Genomic DNA, 24,675 nt, shown 5'->3' on the forward strand with positions numbered 1-24,675 from the left:
GAGACGGTGGTGGTGCCGGCGCGGCTGGACCCGCCCGCCGGAGACCCGGGACGCCATACCCGGCTCCGGGGTGCCTCATGTTATTCCGGTCACTTGTCTATATTCAAGCGGTCCTCTGTCGGGATTTTGCAGGGCCGGTCCGGCCGGAAGTGCCCGTGCCGAGGGCCATCGAGCGACCCGCGCGGCGGGAGGCTGTTGCCGTGACCGAGCAGCCGGCAGTTCATTTCTTGCAAGAAGGCGACGTACGATTGCGGCCGTGACGAAACGGTTGACGGAGGTGGCCCGCAAGGCGGGCGTCAGTGAGGCGACCGTGAGCCGGGTGCTCAACGGGCGCGGCGGCGTGTCGGAGGCGACCCGGACCGCCGTGCTGACCGCCCTGGACGTGCTCGGCTACGAGCGCCCGACCAAGCTGCGGGGCGAACGGGCCCGGCTGGTCGGCCTGGTCCTGCCCGAGTTGCAGAACCCGATCTTCCCGGCGCTGGCCGAGGTGGTGACCGGGTCGCTGGCACAGCGCGGGTTCACCCCCGCGCTCTGCGCCCGCACCATCGGCGGCGTGCCCGAGTCCGGCTACGTCGAGATGCTCCTCGACCATCAGGTCTCCGGGGTCATCTTCGCCGGCGGGTCGTACGCCCTCGCCGACGCCTCGCACGAGCACTACCGGCGGCTGACCGACCGGGGGCTGCCGGTGGTGCTGGTCAACGCGGGCGTCGACGAACTCGGCTTCCCCCGGGTGTCCACCGACGACGCGGTCGCCGTCGAGCAGGCGTACGGGCACCTGCGCTCACTCGGGCACGACAGGATCGGGATGGTGCTCGGCCCGGAGGGGCACGTGCCGTCCCGGCGCAAGCTGGGCGCGATGATCCAGGCTGCGGGCTGGGCCGACGACACCCGGTACGTCGAGCGCTCCAGCTTCTCCATGGAGGGGGCGCGGGTCGCCGCGACCAAGCTGGTCGAGCGCGGCGTGACCGGCATCATCTGCGCCAGTGACGTGCTGGCCCTGGGCACCATCCGGGCCGCCCGGCGGCTGGGTCGGGCCGTACCGACCGACGTGTCGGTGGTGGGCTTCGACGACTCCGCGTTCATGACCTGCACCGACCCGCCGTTGACCACGGTGCGGCAGCCGATCGAGACGATGGGGCAGGCCGCGGTGGACCTGCTGGTCACCCAGATCGAGGGGGCCGGCGTACTGCACGACGAGTTGCTGTTCGAGCCCGAGCTGGTGGTACGCGGCTCCACCGCCCCGGCCCCCGACCGCTGATCGCCCGCCTGACCCGCTGAACGACGCCTCGGCCGTCGACCGCTGCCCGCGGTCGGCGGCCGTCTTGTCGTTGCCGGCCGCTTCGTCTTTGCCGCCGCGGACCTGCGGCGCGGGTGGGGGCCGGGCGCGAGCGCCGAAAGGGGCGAAGATCCCAGATCCGGGCAGTTTCCCGGCCCTGTCGTGATCCATTGCTGCGATGTCGTGTCCTTTCAAAACACAGTCGACATCTTGCTGAAATGAGTTCGCCTAGCTACAGTGACTCCACTCACAGCCTGGCCCCGGAGCGGCTACCCGGGGAGAGGTTGCTTGGCGGATCCAGATCGATAGCAGGGCATCTCTGTGCGGTGGTGATCACCGCAGTTCAGCGAAGGCCATGGAGACACCCGTTCCCGAAGGGATGGACAGATGTCCGTACCGCAGTACCGGAAGGCTGCGGCGCTAGCGCTCGTGGCCGGCTTGGGGCTCACTCTTGCGGCTTGCTCCACGAAGAGCGACAAGGCGACGAACGACGCCAGCGGCAAGGTCACCATCACCGTCGACTGCCAGCCGGTCGGCGCCCAGAAAGAGCTGTTGCAGAACTGGAACGCGGACGTGGCCGAGTTCCAGCGGCAGAACTCCGACATCGTCATCAAGAGCGTCAGCGTCGGTGAGCAGTGCAACAACCCGCCGGACTTCACCGCCCGCCTCGCCGGCGGCACCCAGACCGACGTGTTCTACGGGTACATGACCGACCTTCAGCAGGTGCTCGACTCCGGTCAGGCGATGGACATCACCAAGTACGCCAACAAGGACACGATCCCCACCTGGGACAGCGTCGACCCGGCGCTCAAGGAGGTCTTCACCGACGGCGGCAAGCTCTACGCCGTACCGGTGAAGAACTACTCGATGGGCCTGGTCTACAACAAGGTCCTGTTCCAGCAGGCCGGACTCGACGTGAACAACCCGCCCAAGACCTGGGCCGAGGTCCGGGAGGCCGCCAAGAAGATCTCCGCGCTCGGCAACGGCATCGCCGGGTACGCCGAGTACAGCGCCGGCAACACCGGGGGCTGGCACTTCACCTCCCTGCTCTACTCCCAGGGCGGCCAGATGCTGACCCCGGACGGCAAGAAGGCCGACTTCAACAACGCGATGGGCAAGCAGGTCCTGCAGAACCTCAAGGACATGCGGTACGGCGACAACAGCATGGGCGCCCGCCAGCTGCTCCAGTGGGGTGACCTGCTGACCAACGCCGGTGCGGGCAAGGTCGGCATGTTCATCGGCGCCCCGGACACCACCCAGGCGATCGTCAGCCAGTTCCAGGGCAAGTTCGAGGACTGGGCGATGGGCCCGCTGCCCGGCCAGGACGGCCCGGCCAAGGGGACGCTCGGCGGCGGCGAGGGCTACTTCTTCAAGAAGGACCTCACCCCGGACCAGGTCAAGGCCGGACTGAAGTGGATCGCGTACCAGAAGCTGACGCCGGGCAAGGGCCAGTTCGACTACGCCCGGGCCAAGCCGCAGAACTACCCGGTGGGCCTGCCCCAGCCGCTGCTCTTCGCCAACGGCAGCGACGCCCAGAAGCAGGAACTCGAACTGCGCAAGGCGAACGCGAACGTCGACACCGCGAACTTCGCGGCCTTCGAGGCGAACCCGGTCCCGATCAAGGGTGAGCCACGCAACGCGCAGGCGATCTACGCGGTGCTCGACGCCGCGATGTCCGGGGTGCTGACGAACCCGAACGCGAACATCGACGCGTTGCTCAAGACGGCTGAGGACAAGGTGAACCAGCTCCTGGCCGCCGGGAGCTGATCCGACGGGTGGGGGCCGGCGCGCCGGCCCCCACCCACCGCGCCACCACCGTCCGGCCACCGACCTCCGCAGGAGTTGCCTTGGCGATCACCACCGCCCCGGGTGCCACCGGAAAACCGGCTCGCCCCGCGCGGCCGTACCCGACCCGGCCCGGGCATACCAGTCTCGGCCGCAAGGTACGGGACAACCTCACCGGACACACGTTCCTGTTCGGAGCGGTGCTCTGCTTCGCCGTCTTCTCCTGGTACCCGATGGTCCGCGGCGTCGTCATGAGCTTCCAGCGCACCCGGCGCGGCGAGACCACCTGGGTCGGCTGGGACAACTACGTCCGTATCCTCCACGAGCCCAGCTTCTGGACCGCCTGGAAGAACACCCTCTATTTCACGGTCCTCGCGCTCGTCCTCGGGTACGTGGTGCCGTTCTTCGTGGCGATCCTGCTCAACGAGTTCCGCCACGCCAAGGGGTACCTGCGGATCCTGGTCTACCTGCCGGTGATGCTGCCGCCCGCCTCGGCGCTCTTCCTCTTCAAGTTCTACGCCTACGACCCCAGCGACGCGGGCCTGTTCAACGCGATCCTCAAGGCGCTGCACCTGCCGACGTCGGAGTGGATGCAGTCGCCCGGGATGACGATGCCGGCGATGGTCGTCGCGTCGACCTGGATGAACATGGGCGGCGCGGTGCTGATCTACCTGGCGGCGCTGCAGAACATCCCCGGCGACCTCTACGAGGCGGCCGAGCTGGACGGCGCCGGAATCTGGCGGCGCATCCGCCACGTGACGATCCCGGAGACCCGGTTGATCCTCGCGCTCATGGCGATGCTGCAGATCGTGGCCACGATGCAGCTCTTCATCGAACCACTCATCCTCGCCAACGGCGCGGGCGCGGAGGACTCCGCGACCTCGGTGGCGTACCTCATCTACCAGCACGGGTTCTTCCAGAACGACCTCAACGGCGCCGCGGCGCTCGGCGTGATCATGCTCGTGGTGCTGGCCGGCTTCTCCGCCGTCTACGTGCGGCTGACCTCGAAACAGGACTAGGACGGGCGAGACATGGCGCAGGACTCCGGCACCCGGACCCTCATCTCACACGCCCAGCTGCAGCGGGGGCGCGGCAGGATCATCTACTGGACGCTGCTCTCCGTCGTCGTGCTGGCGTTCACGATCGTCTTCCTCGGGCCGCTCTACTGGATGGTCACCGGCGCGCTCAAATCCGGCCAGGAGATCGCGCAGACCCCGCCGACGCTGTTTCCCGAGGACCCCCAGCTCGGGAACTACGCCGACGCGTGGACCAACCTGGACCTCGCCAAGCTGCTGTTCAACACGTTCTACTACGCGGCCGGGGCGCTGCTGTTCCAGCTGGTCCTCGACACCGCCGCGGCGTACGCCCTGTCGAAGCTGCGGCCCGTGTTCGGCAACGTGATCCTCGGCATGATGCTGGCGACGCTGATGATCCCGGCGATGGTCCTGATCGTCCCGCAGTACGTGACCGTGATCGACCTGCCGATCCTGCACATCAACCTGCTCGACTCGCCGTTCGCGATCTGGCTGCCCCTGGTCGCGAACGCGTTCAACATCTTCCTGTTGAAACGGTTCTTCGACTCGATCCCCGAGGAGCTGATGTCGGCCGCCGTCATGGACGGCGCGACGCCGCTGCGCACACTCTGGTCGATCATCCTGCCGATGTCGCGCCCCATCCTCGGCGTGGTCTCGATCTTCGCCGTGACCGCGGTCTGGAAGGACTTCCTCTGGCCGAAGCTGGTCATGCCGTCACCGGAGACCCGGACCGTCAGCGTCGGCATCTACGCCTTCTCCGGCGGCACGCCGATGAACGTCGTGATCGCCGCGTCGGTGATCGCCGCGATCCCGACCGTCGTCATCTTCCTGATCTTCCAACGGAACATCATGTCCGGCCTGACCACGGGCAGCCTCAAGGGATAGCCGACGGCCCGCCCCCGGGCGGCCCCGTCGAGCGCCCCGCCCCGAAGACGCCGACGCGCGAACAACGACCGTTCGCCCGACACCCCTCAGGGCCGGCGAACCCGCCGACGTACCAACGCAGAAAGCAGGTGCTCGTGTCCACAGCAGACAACAGTCCGTGGTGGCGTGGAGCGGTGATCTATCAGGTCTACCCCCGCAGCTTCGCCGACGGCGACGGCGACGGCATCGGCGACCTCGCCGGCATCCGCTCCCGGCTGGATCACCTGTCCGCGCTCGGCATCGACGCGATCTGGTTCAGCCCCTGGTACCCCTCCCCGATGGCGGACGCCGGCTACGACGTGGCCGACTACCGCGACATCGACCCGGTCTTCGGCACGCTGGCCGAGGCGGAGGCGCTGATCGCGGAGGCGCACGCGCTCGGCATCCGCACCATCGTCGACGTGGTGCCGAACCACTGCTCCGCCGCGCACCCCTGGTTCCAGGCGGCACTCGCCGGCGGGCCGGACGCGCCCGAGCGGGAGCTGTTCTGGTTCCGTCCCGGCCGGGGCCCGAACGGCGACCAGCGGCCCACCGACTGGGTCGGTGAGTTCGGCGGCCCGACCTGGACCCGGACCACCAACCCGGACGGCACCCCCGGCGACTGGTACCTGCACCTGTTCGCCCCCGAACAGCCCGACTTCAACTGGGACCACCCCCGGGTCCGGGCCGAGTTCGAGGACATCCTGCGGTTCTGGTTCGACCGGGGGGTGGACGGCATCCGGATCGACTCGGCCGGGTTGCTGGTCAAGGACGGGACGCTGCCCGAGACGCTGCCGGAGCGGCCGCACCCGTTCCGCGACCTCGACGGGGTGCACGACATCTACCGCGCCTGGCGGCGGGTCGCCGACGAGTACCCCGGCGACCGCGCGCTGATCGGCGAGGTGTGGCTGCCGGACCGGCAGCGGTTCGCCAACTACCTGCGCCCGGACGAGCTGCACGCGGCGTTCAACTTCGACTTCCTCGGCTGCGCCTGGGACGCCGCGGCGCTGCGCGAGAGCATCGACGGGACGCTGTACGCGCACGCGCCGGTCGGCGCGCCGGCAACCTGGGTGCTCTCCAACCACGACGTCACCCGGCACGTCACCCGCTACGGCCGGGCGGACACCACGTTCAGCTTCGCCGCGAAGCGTGAGGGGACCCCCACCGACCTGGAACTGGGCACCCGCCGGGCCCGGGCCGCCGCGCTGCTCTCCCTCGCGCTGCCCGGCGCGGCGTACGTCTACCAGGGCGAGGAGCTGGGCCTCTGGGAGGTCGAGGACATCCCGTACGAGCTGCGCCAGGACCCGATGTGGGAACGCTCCGGCCGGGTCGACCCCGGCCGGGACGGCTGCCGGGTGCCGCTGCCGTGGACCGGTGACGCCCCGCCGTTCGGGTTCAGCCCCGACGGCGCGGCGACCGCACCCTGGCTGCCCCAGCCGGCCGACTGGAAGGACCGTACGGTCCGGGCCCAGACCGGCGACCCGTACTCGATGCTGGAGCTGTACCGGGCGGCCATCGCGCTGCGTCGCAGCGAGCCGGCCCTCCGCGACGGCACGCTGACCTGGCTGCCCGCCCCCGACCGGGTGCTCGCCTTCGCCCGCGAGCCCGGCTTCGCCTGCCTGGTCAACCTCTCCGACGCGGCGGTGCCGCTGCCCGACCACGACCGGCTGCTGCTGGCCAGTGGACCCGTCGACGAGCTGCTTCCGCCGGACACCGCCGTCTGGCTGCGTACCCGCTGATCCGTCGCGGTGCCGGCGGCCCGTCCCGGCCGCCGGCGCCGCCGCCACCGTCGACGCGAGGAAGGAGGTATGAGCGGAAAGACGCACGGGGGACCGGGCCATCCGACGAAAGGGAGCACCCCCCTCATGGCCGATCACACCACCCCGCACCATCCGAGAAACCGGCTCCGCGCGGGCCTGGCCGCCCTCGCCGGCGCCGCGCTGGCCGCCACCTCCGTCACCGTCGTGGCGCTCACCTCCACCGCCACCCCGGCCCGGGCCGCCGGGCTGTCCCCGTTCGACATCGCCGGCCGCGGCGCCACCGTCCCGTTCGTCGAGCAGGAGGCGGAGCGGGTCGTCCACAACGGCACCCGGATCGGCCCCGACCGGCACTACGGCACCCTGCCGTCGGAGGCGTCCGGCCGGGAGGCGGTCACCCTCGACGCCGTCGGCGAGTACGTCGAGTTCACCCTCACCGCCCCGGCCGACGCGATGACCTTCCGGTACAGCCTGCCGGACAACGCCGCCGGCACCGGCCGGGACGCCGCCATCGACCTGCGGGCCAACGGCAACCTGGTCAAGGCCGTCCCGGTCACCTCCCGGTACGGCTGGTTCTACGGCGGATACCCGTTCAACAACAACCCCGGCGACACCAACCCGCACCACTTCTACGACGAGACCCGAACCATGTTCGGCACCACCTACCCGGCCGGCACGAAGATCCGCCTCCAGGTCTCCTCGACCGCGCAGTCACCCACCTTCACCATCGACCTGGCCGACTTCGAGCTGGTCGGCGGGCCGATCACCAAGCCGGCCGGGGTGCTGGACGTGGTGACCGACTTCGGCGCCGACCCGACCGGCGCCACCGACTCCACCGCGAAGTTCCAGGCCGCCGTCGACGCCGGCAAGGCGCAGGCGACGACCGTGTGGATCCCCACCGGCACCTTCACCCTCTGGGACCACGTGGTGGTCGACGGGGTGACCCTGCGCGGCGCCGGCCCCTGGTACTCGGTGCTCGGCGGCCGACACCCCACCGACCGCAAGCGGGCCGCCGGCATCTACGGCAAGTACGTCGCCGGCGGCGGCTACAGCGGAGAGATCCGGTCGCACGAGGCCGGCGGACCCAGCCGCAACGTCACCCTGCGCGACTTCGCGATCATCGGTGACATCCGGGAACGGGTCGACGAGGACCAGGTCAACGCCCTCGGCGGGGCGATGTCCAACTCGGTGGTCGACAACCTCTGGTTGCAGCACACCAAGGTCGGCGCCTGGATGGACGGGCCGATGGACAACCTGACCATCCGCAACAGCCGGATCCTCGACCAGACCGCGGACGGGGTGAACTTCCACTGGGGCGTCACCAACTCCACGGTCACCAACACCTTCGTCCGCAACACCGGCGACGACGGCCTGGCCATGTGGGCGCAGAACGTGCCCAACGTCAACAACTCCTTCACCTTCAACACCGTCGGCGTCACCATCCTGGCCAACAACCTGGTCACCTACGGCGGCCGGGACATCCGGATCACCGACAACGTGACCGCCGACTCGGTCACCAACGGCGGCGGCATCCACGTCGCCAACCGTTACCCGGGCGTGAACGGCCCGACCGCGGTCGCCGGCACGATCACGGTCGCCCGCAACACCCTGATCCGCAACGGCAACTCCGACTACAACTGGCGCTTCGGCGTCGGCGCGCTGTGGTTCTCCGCGCTCAACGAGCCGATCCAGGGCGCCACCGTCAACGTCACCGACACCGACATCCTGGACAGCTCGTACGCTGCCCTGCACTGGATCGAGGGGCAGACCAGCGGGATCAACCTGAACAACGTCCGCATCGACGGGGCCGGGACGTTCGCCCTCCAGGTGCAGGCCCCCAGCCAGGTCAACTTCACGAACGTCCGGGCCACCGGCATCGCCCAGGCCAACCCGATGTACAACTGCGTCGGCAGCGCCTTCCAGATCACCCAGGGCGCCGGCAACTCCGGCTGGTACTCGGCCAACCCGTACTGCGGGCCGTGGCCCGAGCCGCAGTGGGGCAACGGCCCGTCCACCCCGCCCAGCCCGACGCCGACCACCCCGACGCCGAGCCCGACACCGACCGGGCCGCCGCCGGGCGGCAACCTCGCCCTCGGCCGACCGGTCACCGCGTCGAGCACCACCCAGACGTACGTGGCGGCCAATGCGGTGGACGGCAACTCCGGCAGCTACTGGGAGAGCGCCAACAACTCCTTCCCGCAGACCCTGACCGTGGACCTCGGCGCGGCGCGTGCCGTCGACCGGGTGGTGCTGAAACTCCCACCCGGCTGGGAGCGGCGTACCCAGACCCTCTCCGTGCTCGGCTCCACCGACGGGTCGACGTGGAGCACCGTCAAGGCGTCGGCCGGCTACACCTTCGACCCGGCCGGCGGCAACACGGTGTCGATCCCGCTGCCGGCGGGGGACCGGCGGTACGTGCGGCTCAGCCTCACCGCCAACACCGGCTGGCCCGCCGGGCAGGTCGCCGAGTTCGAGGTGTACGGCGGTACCGGCACCACCCCGCCCCCGACCACCACTCCGCCACCGACCACCACCCCACCGACCACCGCCCCGTCCCCGACCACCGCCCCACCACCCAGTGGCAACCTGGCCGCCGGGCGGCCGGTGACCGAGACCAGCCACGCCGACGTGTACGTGGCGGCCAACGCGGTCGACGGCAACTCCGGTACCTACTGGGAGAGCGCCAACAACGCGTTCCCGCAGTCGCTCACCGTCGACCTCGGCGCGACGTACGCGGTGTCCCGGATCGTGCTGAAGCTGCCACCGTCGCCGGCCTGGCAGACCCGGACCCAGACCCTTTCCGTGCTCGGCTCCACCGACGGGTCGACGTGGAGCACCGTCAAGGCGTCGGCCGGCTACACCTTCGACCCGGCCACCGGCAACACCGCCACGATCACCTTCCCCGCCACCAGCCAGCGGCACCTGCGGCTGACCTTCACCGGCAACACCGGCTGGCCGGCCGGCCAGCTCAGCGAGTTCGAGGCGTACGCCAGCTGACCACCCGGGGTCCCCGCGGCGCGGCGGGGACCCCACCCCACCCCCCACCACCCACCTCTCCACCACCCCCGGAAGAAGGTGTTCCTCCGTCATGTCCAGATTCCGTACCCGCCTGGTCGCGGTGCTCGCCGCGGTCGGGCTGGCCGTCACGGCCCCGCCCCCGTCCCCGGCCGCCGCGGCCGGCGGCCCCAACCTCGCCCTCGGCCGGTCCGCCACGGCCAGCAGCGCCAACGGCGCCTACACGGCGGGCAACCTGACCGACGGCAACGCCGGCAGCTACTGGGAGAGCGCCAACAACTCCTTCCCGCAGTGGGCGCAGGTCGACCTCGGCACCGCCCAGACCGTCGACCAGGTCGTCCTGAAACTGCCCACGGGCTGGGAGTCCCGTACCCAGACCCTCTCCGTGCAGGGCAGCACCGACGGCAGCTCCTTCACCACCGTGGTCGGCTCGGCCGGGCAGACGTTCAACCCGGCCAACGGCAACACCGTGACCCTGACCTTCGCGGGCGCCACCGCCCGGTACGTCCGCGTCGCGATCACCGCCAACACCGGCTGGCCCGCCGCGCAGCTCGCCGAGCTGGAGGTGTACGGCGTCACCAGCTCCACCACCAACCTCGCTCTCGGCCGGCCGATGGCCGAGAGCAGCCACTCCGACGTGTACGGCGCGGGCAACGCCAACGACGGCAACCCGGCCACCTACTGGGAGAGCGCCAACAACGCCTTCCCGCAGTGGATCCGCGCCGACCTCGGCGGCACCGTGGGCGTCAACAAGCTGGTGCTCAAGCTCCCCACGAGCTGGCCGGCGCGCACCCAGACGCTCACCGTGCAGGGCAGCACCGACGGCACCAACTTCAGCACCCTCGTCGCCTCCGCCGGGTACGCGTTCAACCCGAGCGGCGGCAACACCGTCACCATCAACTTCGCCACCGCGAACACCCGCTACGTCCGGCTGCAGTTCACCGCGAACACCGGCTGGCCGGCCGGGCAGCTCGCCGAGCTGGAGATCTACGGCCCGGCCACCGGGGACACCCAGCCGCCGACCGCCCCCGGCAACCTCGCCTTCACCGAACCGGCCCCCGACCAGATCCGGTTGACCTGGACGGCGTCGACCGACAACGTCGGCGTCACCGGCTACGACGTCTACGCCAACGGGACGCTGCGCACCAGCGTCGGCGCGTCGACCCTGACCTGGACCGACACCCAGCCGGCCGGCGCCACCGTCTCCTACTACGTCCGGGCCCGGGACGCCGCCGGCAACCAGTCCGCCAACAGCAACACCGTCACCCGCACCGGCAACACCGGAGACACCCAGCCGCCCACCGCGCCCGGCAACCTGGCGTACACCCAGCCCGGGTCCGGGCAGATCCGGTTGACCTGGACGGCGTCGACCGACAACGTCGGCGTCACCGCCTACGACATCTACGCCAACAACGCGCTGCGCGCCACCGTCAACGGCACCACTCTGACGTACACCGACAGCCAGCCGGACAGCGCGACCGTCTCCTACTACGTCCGGGCCCGGGACGCCGCCGGGAACGTCTCGGCGACCTCCAACACCGTCACCCGGACCGGCAGCACGCCGACCGGTCGTAACCTGGCCGTCGGCAAGCCGATCACCGCCTCCTCGGTGGTGCACATCTTCAACGCCGTCAACGCCAACGACGACGACGTGACGACCTACTGGGAGGGTGCGCCCGGGGCGTACCCGAGCACGCTCACCGTCGCGCTCGGCGCCAACGCCAGCGTCACCGCCATCGTGGTCAAGCTGAACCCCGACCCGATCTGGGGTCCGCGTACGCAGACCTTCCAGGTGCTCGGGCGGGAGCAGTCCGCGTCGACGTTCAGCACCCTGGTCGGCTCGGCGACGTACTCGTTCAACCCGGCCAGCAGCAACACCGTCACCATCCCGGTGACCGCCACCGCCGCCGACGTGCGGCTGCAGTTCACCGCCAACTCCGGCTCGTCCAACGGCCAGGTGGCCGAGTTCCAGGTGATCGGCACGCCCGCGCCGAACCCGGACCTGACCGTCACCAGCCTGTCGTCCGCGCCGGCAGCGCCGGTGGAGACCGATCCGATCACCCTCTCCGCCACGGTCCGCAACATCGGCACCGCCGCGTCCACCGCCACCGCGGTCACCTTCTACCTGGGTACGACCAAGGTCGGCACCGCCGCCGTCGGCGCCCTGGCCGCCGGGGCCTCGGCGACCGTCTCGGCCGACATCGGCGTACGCAACGCCGGCAGCTACGAGGTCACCGCCACGGTCGACGAGGCGAACACGGTCATCGAGCAGGACGAGTCGAACAACAGCCGGACCGGCTCGCTGACCGTCAGCCCGGTGGCCAGCTCCGACCTGGTCGCCGGGGCGGTCACCTGGTCGCCGGGCACGCCGAGCGCCGGCATCGCGGTGAGCTTCGCGGTGTCGATCCGTAACCAGGGCACCATCGCCTCGGCCGGCGGGGCGCACGGCATCACCCTCACCCTGCTCTCCGACACCGGCGCGGTGGTCCGCACCTTCACCGGCTCCTACACCGGTGTCCTCGCGGCCGGGGCGACCAGCCCGCCGGTCGACCTGGGCAGTTGGACGGCGGCCAACGGCAAGTACACCGTACGGGTGGCGCTCGCCGTCGACGCCAACGAGCTGCCGGTCAAGCAGCAGAACAACACCAGCGACCGGCCGTTCTTCGTCGGTCGGGGCGCGAACCTGCCCTACGACATGTACGAGGCCGAGGACGGCCGGATCGGCGGCGGGGCGCAGGTGATCGGGCCGAACCGCGACATCGGCACCCTGGCCGGTGAGGCGTCCGGCCGGCGCGCGGTGACCCTGAACAGCACCGGCGCGTACGTGGAGTGGACCACCCGGGCGGCGACCAACACCCTGGTCACCCGCTTCTCCATCCCGGACTCCGCCGGCGGCGGCGGGATCGACTCGACGTTGAACATCTACGTCAACGGCGTCCTGCACAAGCCGATCAACCTGACCTCGAAGCACATCTGGCTCTACGGCGCCGAGGCGAGCCCGAGCGACTCGCCGAGCGCGGGCCCGCCACGGCACCTGTACGACGAGGCCAACGTGATGCTGAACTCGACCGTCCCGGCCGGCAGCACCATCCGCCTGCAGAAGGACCCGGCCAACAGCACCACGTACGCGATCGACTTCATCAACACCGAACTGGTGTCGGCCCGGCCCAACCCCGACCCGGCCCGCTACAAGGTGCCGAACGGCTTCAGCCACGCCGACGTGCAGAACGCCCTCGACGCCGTCCGGATGGACACCACCGGCACCCTGGTCGGGGTCTACCTGCCGGCCGGCACCTACGACACCGCCCAGAAGTTCCAGGTGTACGGCAAGGCGGTCAAGGTGGTCGGCGCGGGCATGTGGTACACCCGCTTCCAGACGCCGCCGTCGCAGCAGAACACCGACGCCGGCTTCCGGGTGGAGCCCTCGGCCAGCGGGTCAACCTTCTCCCACCTGTCCTTCTTCGGCAACTACACCAACCGCATCGACGGACCGGGCAAGGTGTGGGGCGAGCTGAAGGACGTCAACAACCTCACCCTGGACAACGTCTGGGTGGAGCACACCGTCTGCGCGTACTGGGGGGTCCACGTCAGTGGCCTGACCATCCGGGACAGCCGGTTCCGCGACACCTTCGCCGACGGGGTGAACATGACCAACGGCAGCACCGGCAACCTGGTCACCAACAGCGAGGGCCGGTCCAACGGGGACGACGCGTTCGCGTTGTTCTCGGCGACCGACCAGGGCGCGTCGACCGGTAATCACGGCAACGTGTTCGAGAACCTGACCGCCACGCTGACCTGGCGGGCAGCCGGGCTGGCCGTGTACGGCGGCTACGACAACATCTTCCGTAACCTCCACATCGCCGACATGCTGACGTACTCGGGCATCACCATCAGCTCGCTGGACTTCGGCTACCCGTTCATCGGGTTCGGGGCCAGCCCGCCGACCCAGTTCCAGAACATCTCGCTGGTCCGGGCGGGCGGCCACTTCTGGGGCGCGCAGACCTTCCCGGCGATCTGGGTGTTCTCCGCCTCGAAGGAGTTCCGCGGCATCCGGGTGTCCGACGTCGACATCGTCGATCCCACGTATTCGGGGATCATGTTCCAGACGAAGTACACCGGCAACCAGCCGGAGAATCCGGTGACCGACACGGTGTTCACCAACGTGTCGATCTCCGGGGCGAAGCGCAGCGGTGACGCCTTCGACGCCAAGTCCGGCTTCGGGATCTGGGTCAACGAGATGCCGGAGGCCGGGCAGGGCCCGGCCGTCGGCTCTGCCACCTTCGTCAACCTCCGGCTGTCCGACAACTACCAGGACATCCGGAACACGACCAGCACCTTCACCATCAACCGGAGCTGACCCGCTCCGGGTCGGCCGGCGCCGCCGGGGGGACGAGTTCCTCCCGGCGGCGTCCGTTTCCGATCACTGGACTTCGCAGGGGGAGCCGTCGACCGTGCACCCCTCGGGCGCCTTGGTGAACGTGTCCCGCACGTCGAACCGGAACGTCGTCGACCCCTGGGCCGGCACGGCCTTTCCGGTGAAGGTGACGACCTGCCCGTCCTGCCGCCACTCGGCCCCGTTCACGTTGTTGATCGTGGCCCCCGCGGCCAGCGTCACGGCCACCACCCAGTCCCGCTTCTCCGCGTCGCCCGCGTTGCTCATCTTCACCTCGCCCCGGTAGCCGAACAGCCGGTCGGAGACGGTCTGGTAACGGGCGGTCAGCAGGGCGACGGGTGTGGGGCTCGTGCTGGGCGACTGGGTCGGGGCTGTGGTGCTCAGGGTCGGCGACGGTGACGGCGACGGTGACGGTGAGGCGGTGGCACTGCTCCGGGCCGCGGTCGGCGCGGTCCGCGACGGGGCGCCCAGGGGGGCGGAGCTGGTGCTGCTCGGCTGCAGCAGCGGCGTCGACTGCGGCGTGGCCTCGGGGATCCGCGGTGCCGGTCGGGTGAGCCACACCGCCGCCCCGCCGGCCAGGACGAGGAACGCCAGCCCGCCACCGATCACCCCGGCCCGGCGGCGGCCGGCCCGGGTACGGACGTCGCCGATCAGGCGTACCACGGGCAGTTCGGCGGTCAACCCGCCCTCGGCGCGGCGCAGGTCGACGCGCTGGAACGCCAGCCAGTCGAGGATCGCCGGCAGCCGCACGGTCACCGCCTGCTGGTGATGCTCCGACCGGCGGGCGTGCCGTTCGGCGTCCCACTCGCCGTCGACCAGCACCTCCTGCACGGACAGTCGGCAGCCGTGGCCGGCGGGGACGATCTGGCAGGTCAGCCGGGTACGTTGGGCGCCCTCCCGGCAGTCCAGCACGTACCGCTGCGGCGCCTGCCGCTCGACCACCGTCGCCTCGACGTCCGCGTCGAACCCGGGCAGCCCCGCCGTACGCAGCAGCAGCCGTTCCGGCTGCTCCGGCGGGGTGCTCTCGGCGAACCACTTGGCCAGCAGGGCGGGCTCCGTCAACGCCCGCCACACCGTCTCGGACGGGTGGAACAGGTCGACTTCGATGCCGATCTCGATCACGCGCAGACTCTACGGGTCGGGGTGCGTCGCCGTTCCGGACGGGATCCCACCGTCGCGCTACCCTGCCGGCCGCTCCGGATCGCCGTCGTGCCACCGGGCGCGCCAGGCGGCCTCGCTCGACTCGTGCCTGGTCCTCTCCTCGTACACCGCCCGGCGCAGGGCGTCGCGGGAGTCCGCGAACAGCACCACCTCGACCACGGCGAGTGCGACGCAGATGGCGGTCAGCAGGCTGAGCGCCGCGAGCGCCGGCAGTTGCCGACCGCCGAGAAGCCCGGCCGCGAGTACGAGGAGCACGCCCACCCGGGTCCACGTCACGGTCCGTAACGTGCGCAGTTGGAACGCCAGGTCGGCGGCCAGGTAGGTCATCACCCCGCCGAACAGCAGCGGTACTCCGGCCTCGCCGGCCGGCTCAGCCACCCCGCCCTCGGGCTCGGTGATCTCCCGCACCAGTTCCTCCGCGCCGATCGCGAACAGGATCACGCCGGCGATCATCGGCAGGTAGAGGTAGGCGTACGCGTCGCGGGCCATCGCCAGCCGTGGCACGCCCTGGGTGGCGTGCAGCGCGATCCGGGCGGCCGGGCCGATCATGTCGAAGTGTGCCCACCACAGCGCCGCCGTGAAGAGGATGCCCAGCATCGCCGCCACGATGGCCGGCCACGTCACCGGCTTGCCGAGCAGGTTGCCGCCGACGCCGATGGAGATGACCGACTCGCCCAGCGCGATGATGAGGATCAGGTCGTAGCGTTCGGTCCAGTGCTCGGCGGAGGTGACCTCCCAGCCCCGGGTGCCGGCCAGGAACCCGCTGGCGTACTGGACGACGACGACGGCGATCCAGAGCCCGTCCCGGAGCCACATCGCGTGCTCCGGAGCGGCGATCCGCGTCGGCAGCACCTCCGCGATCAGCAGCAGGAGGGCCGTGATGACCACCTCGGGAAGCAGATGGAACAGCTGGCGGCGGGCGTGTGGCCGGTTCCGGGTGGCGTGCGAGTAGAGCACCAGATGGACGGCGCGGAACACCACGTAACTGGCCGTGACCAGGATCGGCAGGCCGGTGCCCCGCTGGCCGTCGCCGAAGGTCTGCGGCAGGGCCAGCGCGAAGGTGAACAGCGCGATCATGCCGATCACCATCAGCACCGGGACGAAGCCCTCGCCGAGCCGGAGCCGGGAGGCGACCATGCTGTGCACCACCCAGCACCACCAGAGCACGGCGAGCACCAGCAGGGCGTGCAGCAGTTGCCGACCGCCCACGTTGGCGGCGGTGGCCCGGGTGATGATGAAGAACGACACGACGAAGACGAGGTCGAAGAAGACCTCGAACTTGTCCACCCGGGCGGCCGGCGCGATCGGGATGGCCGGCCCCAGCCCCCCGCGTATCCGGTCGCCGCCCACCGGACGAGTCTCCCAGCGCCGGGGCGGTCGCGGGCCGGAATCGGCGCACGCCCACCGGGGGCCGGACCTCACCCCTCCCGGTGGTCGGTCGGCCGGCCCAGGTAGGTGACGGGGCCCGGGTCGGGCACCGGGATCATCTGGAAGCCGAGCCGGTCGTAGAAGCCGCGCGCCCGCACGTTGGCGGTGACCATGCCGACGTGCAGGGCGGGCGCGCCGGCCGCGTGGGCCGCGGTCAGGAACGTCTCCAACAGCCGCCGGCCGTGGCCTTGGCCCTGGTGGCTGGGCAGCAGGTCGATGTGCAGGTGGGCGGGGTACGCCGCCAGCTCCGGCAGGAGCATCCGCTCCGGGTGGTGGTGCAGCGCGATCATCTCGTCGTCCGGGGTCCGCGGCGGGCCGGACGGAGCCGGGTAGCGGTCAGCCAGCAGGGGGATCCACTCGCGACGGTAGGCGCGGACGAAGGCGAGCGTGTCCGCCGTTCCGAGCACGTATCCGACCACCCGGCCGGCGTCCGCCAACACGAACGCCAGCTCCGGCTCGAGGTGCAGGTAGGGGCCGGCGAACAGGTCGGGCATCAGGTCGTCGCCGGCGTACTTCCCGCGGGCGTCGCCGCCCGCGTCGGCGGTACGGACGCAGATGTCGTAGACCGCGTCGTGATCGGCCGGCCGGTAGCGTCGCACGACCGCCGTGGGCGGGCGCGGGTTCGTCGTGCTGGTCATTCCCGGACCGTACGGTGTGGAATCGTTCTCACCACAGCCCCGGCCACCGGGGATTACCCGCCCAGTCGCTGGCGGGCGAGGAACTTGGGCACGACCATCCGCCACGACTCGGACACCAGCTCGGTCATCCGGTCGTGGTCGAGCCGGTGCAGGTGGCAGCACACCCAGTTGAACCGCAGGTCGGACGGGCGGGGGAGGAAGAACAGGTCCGGCTCGGCGGCGATCAGCGCGTCCCGTTCCTCCTTCGGGTAGCCGAAGCCCATCGTCCGCTCGTCCTGGCTGAACGCGACGTAGACGATGGCGCCCACCCGGAACTTGACCCGGTCGCGGATCAGGTGCTCGCTGGTGCGGGGGAGGGTCCGGGCCAGGGCCCGGACGTCGTCGACGGTGACCACGGCCCGACCGTAGCGCCGCCGGGTGACATTCGGGTCACCGGGCCGCGCCGCCACCGCGCTCCGTGGCCGGCGTCGCGTGGGCGAGCGCGGTCCGGAGCGTGTCGACCATCGAGGCGTCGGGGTGCTCGATCCCGTGCTGGGTGGCGACCCGCAGGGTGGCCAGGAAGGTCGCCGCCATGATCCGGGCGCGCAGCGCCTGGTCGGGGCCGGTGAGCCGGTGGGCGAGTTCGCCGGCCAGTTCACGTTCGCTCGCGGCGTATGCGGCGGCCTGGTGCGCGAGCAGACCCGGGTGCCCGTGCAGCCGGCGGCGGCGGTTCAGCCAGGACATGCCGGTGCCGTCGTCGCTGTAGACCTCGGCAGCCAGGCGCACGGACGCCCGGCTCAGCGCGGCCCACGGCGGCTCGCCGGCGGGTTGCGCGCGCAGCAGGTCCAGCAGCCGGCGTAGCCACCTGGTGTCGCCGTGGAAGAGGGCCTCCTCCTTGCTGGAGAAGTAGTTGGAGAACGTCCGGCGGGAGACGTTGGCCGCGTCGGCGATCGCCTCGACGGTGACCCGGTCCGGCCCGTGTTCGGCGGCGAGGCGCAGTGCCGCCTCGTGCAGGGCCAGGCGGGTCGCCGCCTTCTTGCGTTCCCGCAGCCCAGCCGCCTCATCCATGGGCCCAGAGTACGCGAGAAGTGATCCATTTCTCAACGCGCAAACTTGCCTGATGTGCAAGTTTCCCTGATGCTTGCTTGAGGCAACCAACGTTGGTCCGGAGGACAAGAGTGGATACCGCCGCCCGTGAACTCGGTACGCGGCTGCACGACCTGTTGACCGGCGTGCGGCTGCTCAAGCAGCGTCGCGTCGACGAGCGGTCGGCGGTGCCGCCCGGGCTGCTGGGCCCGCTCATGCTCATCGAACGCAGCGCCGGCGGCTGCCACGCCCGGGAACTGGCCGAGCGCGGCCGACTCGACCCGTCGACCGTCAGCCGCGCCGTCGCGGCCCTCGTCGCGCACGGGCTGGTCGAACGACGGACCGATCCGACCGATCGACGGGCCAGCCAACTGACCATCACCCCGGCCGGCCGGGCCGCCCTGGCCGAGACGAGGAACTGGTACGGGCAGGTGCTCGCCCAGGCGCTCGCCGGCTGGACACCCGACGAGGTGGCGGCGCTGTCCACCGCGCTCGGCCGTTTCACCCGCGACCTCGGGGTCGCCTTCGCACACCACGACAACCAGGAGGACGCGCGATGAGCGCACCCACCGCAACGGCCGAAGCCGCACCGATGAGCAGACGACAGACGCTCGAAGCACTCAGCGGCCTGCTGCTGGTGCTCTTCGTCGCGATGCTCAGCAGCACGGTCGTCTCGATCGCGCTGCCGAAGATCATCGGCGCGTTGAACGGCTCCCAGACGCAGTACACCTGGGTCGTCACCGCGACCCTGCTCACCGCCACCGCAAGCACCCCGATCTGGGGCAAACTGGCCGATCTGTTCAACAAGAAGCTGCTGATCCAGATCGCCATCGTCGTGTTCCTGCTCGGCTCGGTCGTCGCCGGCTTCGCGCAGACCGCCGGCCAGCTCATCGCCGCCCGCGCCTTCCAGGGCATCGGCGTCGGCGGACTCCAGGCCCTGGTCCAGGTCGCCATCGCGGCGATGATCCCGCCCCGCGAGCGGGGCCGCTACAACGGCTACCTGGGCGGCGTGATGGCCCTCGCGACGGTGGGTGGCCCGCTGCTCGGCGGTCTCATCGTCGACACGTCCTGGCTCGGCTGGCGCTGGTGCTTCTTCGTGGGCGTGCCGGTCGCCGTCATCGCGCTGATGCTGCTCCAGGCCACCCTGCACCTGCCCACCACGCGCCGGGAGAACGTCAAGATCGACTACCTCGGCGCGAGCCTGATCGCCGCCGGCGTCAGCCTGCTGCTGATCTGGATCTCGTTCGTCGACGGCTCCTTCGCCTGGCTCTCCTGGCAGACCGCCGCGATGGTCGGTGGCGCGCTGCTCCTGCTCGCCCTGGCGACCTGGGTCGAGTCGCGGGCCGCCGAGCCGGTCGTCCCCCTGAAGATCGTCCGCGAACGCACCACCGCGCTGGCCATCCTCGGCAGTCTCGCGGTCGGCATGGCCATGTTCGGCGGCTCCGTCTTCCTCGGCCAGTACTTCCAGATCGGCCGCGGCTACAGCCCCACGGAGGCCGGCCTGCTCACCATCCCGATGATGGCCGGCGTGCTGCTGTCGTCGATCGTCGCCGGGCGGCTGATCACCGCCAGCGGGCGGGTCAAGCCCTACATCGTCGCCGGCTCGATCGTCCTCGTCGCCGGGTTCGCCCTGCTCGGCACCATCGACCACGAGACCCCGCTCCTCCTGCTCGGCGCCGCCATGTTCATCGTCGGCGTCGGCGTCGGCATGACCATGCAGAACCTCGTGCTCGCCGTGCAGAACACCGTCCCGCTCAAGGACATCGGCGCGGCCAGTTCCAGCGTCGCGTTCTTCCGCTCCCTCGGCGGCACCATCGGCGTCTCGGTGCTCGGCGCCATCCTCGCCCGCCGGGTCACCGAGCGGATCACCCACGACCTCGCCGCCGCCGGCATCCCGACCTCCGGCGGCGGCGGTGGCAGCACGCTCAACCTCGGGGCGCTGCCGGCCCCGGTGCAGCACATCGTCCGCGCCGCGTACGGCGACGCCACCGGGCACATCTTCTTCATCTCGGCGGCCATCGCCGTCGTCGGTATCATCGCCGCGCTGCTGCTCAGGCCGGTCACCCTGCGGTCCAGCCTCGACCTGCCCGACGCCGCGCGGTCGGCCGCCGTCGCGGCGGACGCGGTCGACGGCGCGCCCGCCTTCGACCAGGTGACCGTCGACGCGCCGGGCCGGGAGGAACGCTCCCGCCGCTGACGCCCGTACCCCTGGACGCGGGGCCGTCGCCGTCACCGGCGGCGGCCCCGCGTCGCGTCCACCGGGCAACGCCGCCCGGTCACGGCCTGAGCATCACCTTGACGCATTCGTCCTGCTTGTGCTTGAAGACGTCGTAGCCCTGGGGCGTGTCCTCGAGCCGCATCGTGTGTGTGATGACGAAGCTCGGGTCGATCTCGCCCTTGCGGATCCGCTCCAGCAGTGGCCGCATGTAGCGCTGCACGTGCGCCTGCCCCGAGCGCATGGTCAACGAGCGGTTCATGAACGAGCCCATCGGGAACTTGTCGATGAACCCGCCGTACGCCCCGATCGCCGAGATGGTGCCGCCGTTGCGACAACTGAGGATCGCCTCGCGCAGCGCGTGCGGCCGGTCCGTCTCCGCCTTGACCGCCTGCTTCGCCCGGTCGTACGCGTGCAGCGCCGCCGACGCGTGGTGGCCCTCCATGCCGACCGCGTCGATGCACGCGTCCGGACCCCGCCCGGCGGTCATCTCGCGCAGCGTGTCCAGGACGTCGGTTTCCTCGTAGTTGATCGTCTCCGCGCCGACCTTGTCCCGGGCCATCCGGAGCCGGTACGGGAACCGGTCGATGACGATCACGCTGCCGGCGCCGAGCAGGTACGCGCTGGCGGCCGCGAACTGCCCCACCGGCCCGGCGCCCCACACCGCGACGGTGTCGCCGGGCTTGATGTCGCACAGCTCCGCGGCCATGTAGCCGGTGGGCAGCACGTCGGAGAGGAACAGCACCTTCTCGTCGGGCAGATCGTCCTCGATCTTGAGGGCCCCGACGTCGGCGTACGGCACCCGCACGTACTCGGCCTGGCCACCGGCGTACCCGCCCATCATGTGCGAGTAGCCGAAGATGCCGGCGGGGGCGTGGCCCATGGCCAGCTCGGCCATCGCCGCGTTGGGGTTGGAGTTCTCGCAGACGGAGTAGAGGCCACGCTGGCAGGAGGCGCAGTCGCCGCACGCGATGGGGAAACCGACCACGACCCGGTCACCGACCCGCAGCCCGTCCCGCACGCCCTCGCCGAGCTCCACGATCTCGCCCATGAACTCGTGCCCGAGGACGTCACCCCGCTTCATCGTCGGAACGAAGCCGTCCAGCAGGTGCAGGTCGGATCCGCAGATCGCCGACGAGGTCACCCGGACGACGGCGTCGCGGGGGTTGAGGATCCGCGGATCCGGGACGTCCTCGACCGCGACCCGGTTCGGGGCGATCCAGCAGTTTGCCTTCATGGTGCCTCTCCCTCACGCGCCGCGCTCGTCGCCAGCGGCCGGGCCGGACGTTGCTTCATCTGGCTGTGGATGCTCGTGCCGTCGGGCGTGCCGTCCGAGCGAGCGATCTCGCCGGTCTCGATGACCTGCTTGAACCGCCGCAGGTCGTCGGCGATCTGTTGCCGCGGGTGCTCCCCGAACGCTCTGGCCACCAGCGCGCCCAGCACGCGCCCCGGCGGGGCGTACTCCAGCTCCACCCGTACCTCGGTGCCCGTGCCGCCGGCGATCGGCGCGAAGCGTACGGCCCCGGAGTTCGGCACCCGTGTGCCGTCGACGGAACGCCACCGGATCAACTGGTTCGGCCGCTCCTCGACGATCTCGGCCTCCCACCGCACGCTCCGGCCGGCGGGGGCCTTTGCGATCCACTGAGACCGGCGGCCGTCCGTCGTCCGCACCGACTGCACGTGGTACATGAACCGCGGCAGGTTCTCGAAGTCGCGCCAGAAGCGGTACGCCTCCTGCGGGGTGCGGTTGACCGTCACCGAGCCGTACGCCCGGCCGGAGCCCGTCATGCCCCGGCGCCCCCGCGTCGCGCGCGCCGAGACGTACAGGTCGACCGCGGTGATCCCGGCGAGGGCGGCCATGAGGTACGTCAGGCGGCGGCGGCGCGCGCCGTGACGGTGACGCAACGCCTGGCCGGTGGCGGCGAGGTCCATCACGTCGCCGGCCACTCGGGTCCACGCGCCGAGGCCGGGCCGGCGGGGAACCAGCAGCGTCGCGGCGTGGCCCAACTCGCGGGCGCCGGCGGCACGCAGCACCGCCCGGGCGGCGGGCGAGTCGTCGATGCCGGCCAGCCGGCCGATCTGGGCCCCGGCGGCGAGGGCGGTCACGCCCAGGCCGAGGCTGAACCAGCCGAGCAGGCGGGACAGCCCCTCCGAGACGCGGTCCTCGGTCGCCCGCTCGATCCCCAGGGCGTCGGTTGCCGAGCGGACCCCCATGGTCGTCCTTGCAGTCATGCCATCTCACCCCGTGTTCGAGTCGTTCCCGGCCGCGGCCCAGCGCGGCGCCGCGTCCCCACCGGTCGAGCGGCCGGCTTGCCCTTCCCGCTGATCGCCACTTCACACCTGGTGGTCGCACCGGAATCGGAGGCCGCCGCCGACCGCGGCCCGTGCCGGCCGCTACGCGGCGGGCCGGGGGCACCCACCCGGGCCGGCCGGATTGTCCCCTCGGCGGGGCCTCCCGGGGCCGGTTTGCCCGCGCCGGCCCCGGGAACGTGAAGGGGGACGAGTGCGCCGCCGACGGGTGGCGCCGCGAAGGGAGTCTGCGTCATGGCCAACGCCCAGCAGCCAATGCGCGGCCAGCGGGTCGCCTTCCTCGCCACGGACGGGGTGGAGGACATCGAGTACGCGCGGTCCCGGGCCGCCGCGGAGCAGGCGGGTGCCGAGGCACAGTTGATCTCCATCAGGTCCGGCGAGATCCAGTCGATGGACCACGACATCACCCCGGCCAACCGCTATCCGGTGGACCGTACGGTGGACCAGGCGAATCCCGCCGACTATGACGCCCTGGTGCTGCCCGGCGGGACGGTCAACCCCGACCGGCTCCGGATGAACCCGGCGGCGATGGACTTCGTCCGGGCGTTCTTTCGGCAGGCCAAGCCGGTGGCGGCGATCTGCCACGGCCCGTGGTCGCTGGTCGAGACCGGCCTCGTCGAGGGGCGGACGGTCACCTCGTACCCGAGCCTGCGCACCGACATCGTCAATGCCGGCGGGAACTGGGTGGACCAGCAGGTCCAGGTCGACAACGGACTGGTCACCAGCCGCAGACCCGGCGACCTGCCGGCCTTCTGCGAGCGGATGGTCGAGGAGTTCGCCGAGCGTGGGCGCGCGCGCCAGAAGGTAACCGCCTGATCCGGCGGCGACGCCGGACCGGGACCCGAGCCCGGTCCGGCGTCCGCCTCGCGCGTGGCCGGTGTGGGATCGGCGCCAGCGGGAACCCGGCCTTACCGCACCGCTCGCGCGCCACGACGTCGGGAGAGGCATGGGCGCGAGAACTTTCATGGTGGTCGGCGGGACCAGCGGCCTCGGCCTGGCGGTCGCCCGCCTGCTCGTCGAGGAGCACCGGGTGGCCGTGCTCGGCGACGTGCCCGACGAGGTCGCCGCGGTGAGCGACGACCTGGAATGCGCCGGGATCGTCTGCGACGTCGCCTCCTACGACCAGGTGCGGGCGGCGTTCGCCGAGGTGGTCGACCGGTACGGCACCGTCGACGGCGTCGCCGCGTGCGCGTCGATGTGGGCGGGCGGTGACCTGGCGGACCTTTCCCCGCAACACATCCGCCGAGCCGTCGAGATCAACGCGCTCGGCACCACCTACGTGTTCAAGGAGGCGTTGCACCACCTGCGCCGGCAGGGCTTCGGCAACGTGGTGTACGTCGGCGCGATGGCGGTGACGAAGGCCCGCCCGGGCATCCCGGTCTACCGGGCCACCAAGAGCTATGGCACCAGCCTGGTGGAGTCGCTGGCGGAGGCGCAGCACAGCAACCGGATCAAGGTCATGCAGTTGCACCCGGGACCGATGCCCACCCGCCTGCAGGAGCGGGTGGGCGACGAGTTCCTTGACGAGATATCCGCCGGGCCCGAGCAGGTCGCCGTCGAGGTCGTACGGCTGCTCCAGCTTGCCCCCGACGACCTGTACGTCTCCGGGGAACGGGTGTTGCGGGCGGACGGGCGGTGGTGACGGAGGCGGGCGTTCCCGCCCTCGCGGCCCGGTCGGACCAGGATTTATAGACA

18 protein-coding genes are annotated in these 24,675 nt (G+C 71.1%); 11 read left to right on the plus strand and 7 right to left on the minus strand.

Annotated features, from left to right (window positions below; all coding sequences use genetic code 11):
- The first annotated feature begins 256 nt into the window (after window positions 1-256).
- The 7 genes from GA0070621_RS09640 (at window position 257) to GA0070621_RS09670 (ending at window position 14,127) form a co-directional block, all read left to right on the plus strand.
- Complete coding sequence (locus GA0070621_RS09640) at window positions 257-1,258, plus strand: LacI family DNA-binding transcriptional regulator (protein ID WP_167666751.1); 1,002 nt, start codon at window positions 257-259, stop codon at window positions 1,256-1,258.
- 405 nt (window positions 1,259-1,663) lie between these two features.
- Complete coding sequence (locus GA0070621_RS09645) at window positions 1,664-3,043, plus strand: ABC transporter substrate-binding protein (RefSeq protein WP_091193610.1); 1,380 nt, start codon at window positions 1,664-1,666, stop codon at window positions 3,041-3,043.
- A gap of 80 nt (window positions 3,044-3,123) precedes the next feature.
- Window positions 3,124-4,080 carry a carbohydrate ABC transporter permease gene (locus GA0070621_RS09650; protein ID WP_091193612.1) on the plus strand — a complete coding sequence of 319 codons (957 nt, stop codon included), beginning with the start codon at window positions 3,124-3,126 and terminating at the stop codon, window positions 4,078-4,080.
- 12 nt (window positions 4,081-4,092) lie between these two features.
- On the plus strand, window positions 4,093-4,980 hold the full coding sequence (locus GA0070621_RS09655) for a carbohydrate ABC transporter permease (protein WP_091193613.1): 888 nt from the start codon (window positions 4,093-4,095) through the stop codon (window positions 4,978-4,980).
- A 134-nt stretch (window positions 4,981-5,114) separates the two neighbouring features.
- Entirely contained in the window at window positions 5,115-6,737 is a 1,623-nt protein-coding gene (locus tag GA0070621_RS09660) for a glycoside hydrolase family 13 protein (protein WP_091202236.1), read from the plus strand.
- Between the two features lie 126 nt (window positions 6,738-6,863).
- A complete protein-coding gene (locus tag GA0070621_RS09665; RefSeq protein WP_091193615.1) occupies window positions 6,864-9,752 on the plus strand; it encodes a discoidin domain-containing protein in 2,889 nt (962 codons plus the stop codon).
- Window positions 9,753-9,843: 91 nt separating this feature from the next.
- Window positions 9,844-14,127 carry a discoidin domain-containing protein gene (locus GA0070621_RS09670; RefSeq protein WP_091193616.1) on the plus strand — a complete coding sequence of 1,428 codons (4,284 nt, stop codon included), beginning with the start codon at window positions 9,844-9,846 and terminating at the stop codon, window positions 14,125-14,127.
- 63 nt (window positions 14,128-14,190) lie between these two features.
- Here GA0070621_RS09670 and GA0070621_RS09675 read toward each other — a convergent pair whose 3' ends face one another.
- The 5 genes from GA0070621_RS09675 to GA0070621_RS09695 form a co-directional block, all read right to left on the minus strand.
- Entirely contained in the window at window positions 14,191-15,285 is a 1,095-nt protein-coding gene (locus GA0070621_RS09675; RefSeq protein ID WP_091193618.1) for a cellulose binding domain-containing protein, read from the minus strand.
- A 57-nt stretch (window positions 15,286-15,342) separates the two neighbouring features.
- A complete protein-coding gene (locus GA0070621_RS09680) occupies window positions 15,343-16,674 on the minus strand; it encodes a low temperature requirement protein A (protein ID WP_091193623.1) in 1,332 nt (443 codons plus the stop codon).
- 68 nt (window positions 16,675-16,742) lie between these two features.
- Entirely contained in the window at window positions 16,743-17,390 is a 648-nt protein-coding gene (locus GA0070621_RS09685; protein WP_091193626.1) for a GNAT family N-acetyltransferase, read from the minus strand.
- 53 nt (window positions 17,391-17,443) lie between these two features.
- Window positions 17,444-17,785, minus strand: a complete 342-nt coding sequence (locus GA0070621_RS09690) for an MmcQ/YjbR family DNA-binding protein (RefSeq protein ID WP_091202237.1) — start codon at window positions 17,783-17,785, stop codon at window positions 17,444-17,446.
- A gap of 34 nt (window positions 17,786-17,819) precedes the next feature.
- Window positions 17,820-18,437, minus strand: coding sequence for a TetR/AcrR family transcriptional regulator (locus GA0070621_RS09695; RefSeq protein WP_091193630.1), 618 nt, complete (start codon window positions 18,435-18,437; stop codon window positions 17,820-17,822).
- Window positions 18,438-18,547: 110 nt separating this feature from the next.
- Here GA0070621_RS09695 and GA0070621_RS09700 point away from each other — a divergent pair, with 110 nt between their 5' ends.
- The gene (locus tag GA0070621_RS09700; RefSeq protein WP_167666752.1) at window positions 18,548-19,015 is read left to right on the plus strand and encodes a MarR family winged helix-turn-helix transcriptional regulator; all 468 of its coding nucleotides are present in this window, start codon (window positions 18,548-18,550) and stop codon (window positions 19,013-19,015) included.
- A complete protein-coding gene (locus GA0070621_RS09705; protein ID WP_091193632.1) occupies window positions 19,012-20,652 on the plus strand; it encodes an MDR family MFS transporter in 1,641 nt (546 codons plus the stop codon). The genes GA0070621_RS09700 and GA0070621_RS09705 overlap by 4 nt, the downstream gene beginning before the upstream one ends.
- A gap of 79 nt (window positions 20,653-20,731) precedes the next feature.
- Here GA0070621_RS09705 and GA0070621_RS09710 read toward each other — a convergent pair whose 3' ends face one another.
- Complete coding sequence (locus tag GA0070621_RS09710) at window positions 20,732-21,907, minus strand: zinc-dependent alcohol dehydrogenase (protein ID WP_091193635.1); 1,176 nt, start codon at window positions 21,905-21,907, stop codon at window positions 20,732-20,734.
- Complete coding sequence (locus tag GA0070621_RS09715) at window positions 21,904-22,902, minus strand: SRPBCC family protein (protein WP_231920995.1); 999 nt, start codon at window positions 22,900-22,902, stop codon at window positions 21,904-21,906. Before GA0070621_RS09715 ends, GA0070621_RS09710 begins: the two co-directional genes overlap by 4 nt.
- 312 nt (window positions 22,903-23,214) lie before the next feature.
- Here GA0070621_RS09715 and GA0070621_RS09720 point away from each other — a divergent pair, with 312 nt between their 5' ends.
- Together GA0070621_RS09720 and GA0070621_RS09725 are read left to right on the plus strand one after the other, a co-directional pair.
- Window positions 23,215-23,796 carry a type 1 glutamine amidotransferase domain-containing protein gene (locus GA0070621_RS09720; RefSeq protein WP_091193641.1) on the plus strand — a complete coding sequence of 194 codons (582 nt, stop codon included), beginning with the start codon at window positions 23,215-23,217 and terminating at the stop codon, window positions 23,794-23,796.
- Between the two features lie 130 nt (window positions 23,797-23,926).
- Complete coding sequence (locus GA0070621_RS09725; protein WP_091193643.1) at window positions 23,927-24,622, plus strand: SDR family NAD(P)-dependent oxidoreductase; 696 nt, start codon at window positions 23,927-23,929, stop codon at window positions 24,620-24,622.
- Window positions 24,623-24,675 lie beyond the last annotated feature (53 nt).

Source organism: Micromonospora narathiwatensis (assembly GCF_900089605.1).
Lineage (GTDB): Bacteria > Actinomycetota > Actinomycetes > Mycobacteriales > Micromonosporaceae > Micromonospora > Micromonospora narathiwatensis.

Excerpts from the sequence above, each read along its gene's own strand:
- GA0070621_RS09695 (WP_091193630.1), bottom strand. The coding sequence starts at position 18,437 with ATGGATGAGGCGGCTGGGCTGCGGGAACGCAAGAAGGCGGCGACCCGC.
- GA0070621_RS09705 (WP_091193632.1), top strand. The coding sequence starts at position 19,012 with ATGAGCGCACCCACCGCAACGGCCGAAGCCGCACCGATGAGCAGACGA.
- GA0070621_RS09685 (WP_091193626.1), bottom strand. The coding sequence starts at position 17,390 with ATGACCAGCACGACGAACCCGCGCCCGCCCACGGCGGTCGTGCGACGC.
- GA0070621_RS09645 (WP_091193610.1), top strand. The coding sequence starts at position 1,664 with ATGTCCGTACCGCAGTACCGGAAGGCTGCGGCGCTAGCGCTCGTGGCC.
- GA0070621_RS09665 (WP_091193615.1), top strand. The coding sequence starts at position 6,864 with ATGGCCGATCACACCACCCCGCACCATCCGAGAAACCGGCTCCGCGCG.
- GA0070621_RS09725 (WP_091193643.1), top strand. The coding sequence starts at position 23,927 with ATGGGCGCGAGAACTTTCATGGTGGTCGGCGGGACCAGCGGCCTCGGC.
- GA0070621_RS09715 (WP_231920995.1), bottom strand. The coding sequence starts at position 22,902 with ATGACTGCAAGGACGACCATGGGGGTCCGCTCGGCAACCGACGCCCTG.
- GA0070621_RS09720 (WP_091193641.1), top strand. The coding sequence starts at position 23,215 with ATGGCCAACGCCCAGCAGCCAATGCGCGGCCAGCGGGTCGCCTTCCTC.
- GA0070621_RS09710 (WP_091193635.1), bottom strand. The coding sequence starts at position 21,907 with ATGAAGGCAAACTGCTGGATCGCCCCGAACCGGGTCGCGGTCGAGGAC.
- GA0070621_RS09655 (WP_091193613.1), top strand. The coding sequence starts at position 4,093 with ATGGCGCAGGACTCCGGCACCCGGACCCTCATCTCACACGCCCAGCTG.
- GA0070621_RS09670 (WP_091193616.1), top strand. The coding sequence starts at position 9,844 with ATGTCCAGATTCCGTACCCGCCTGGTCGCGGTGCTCGCCGCGGTCGGG.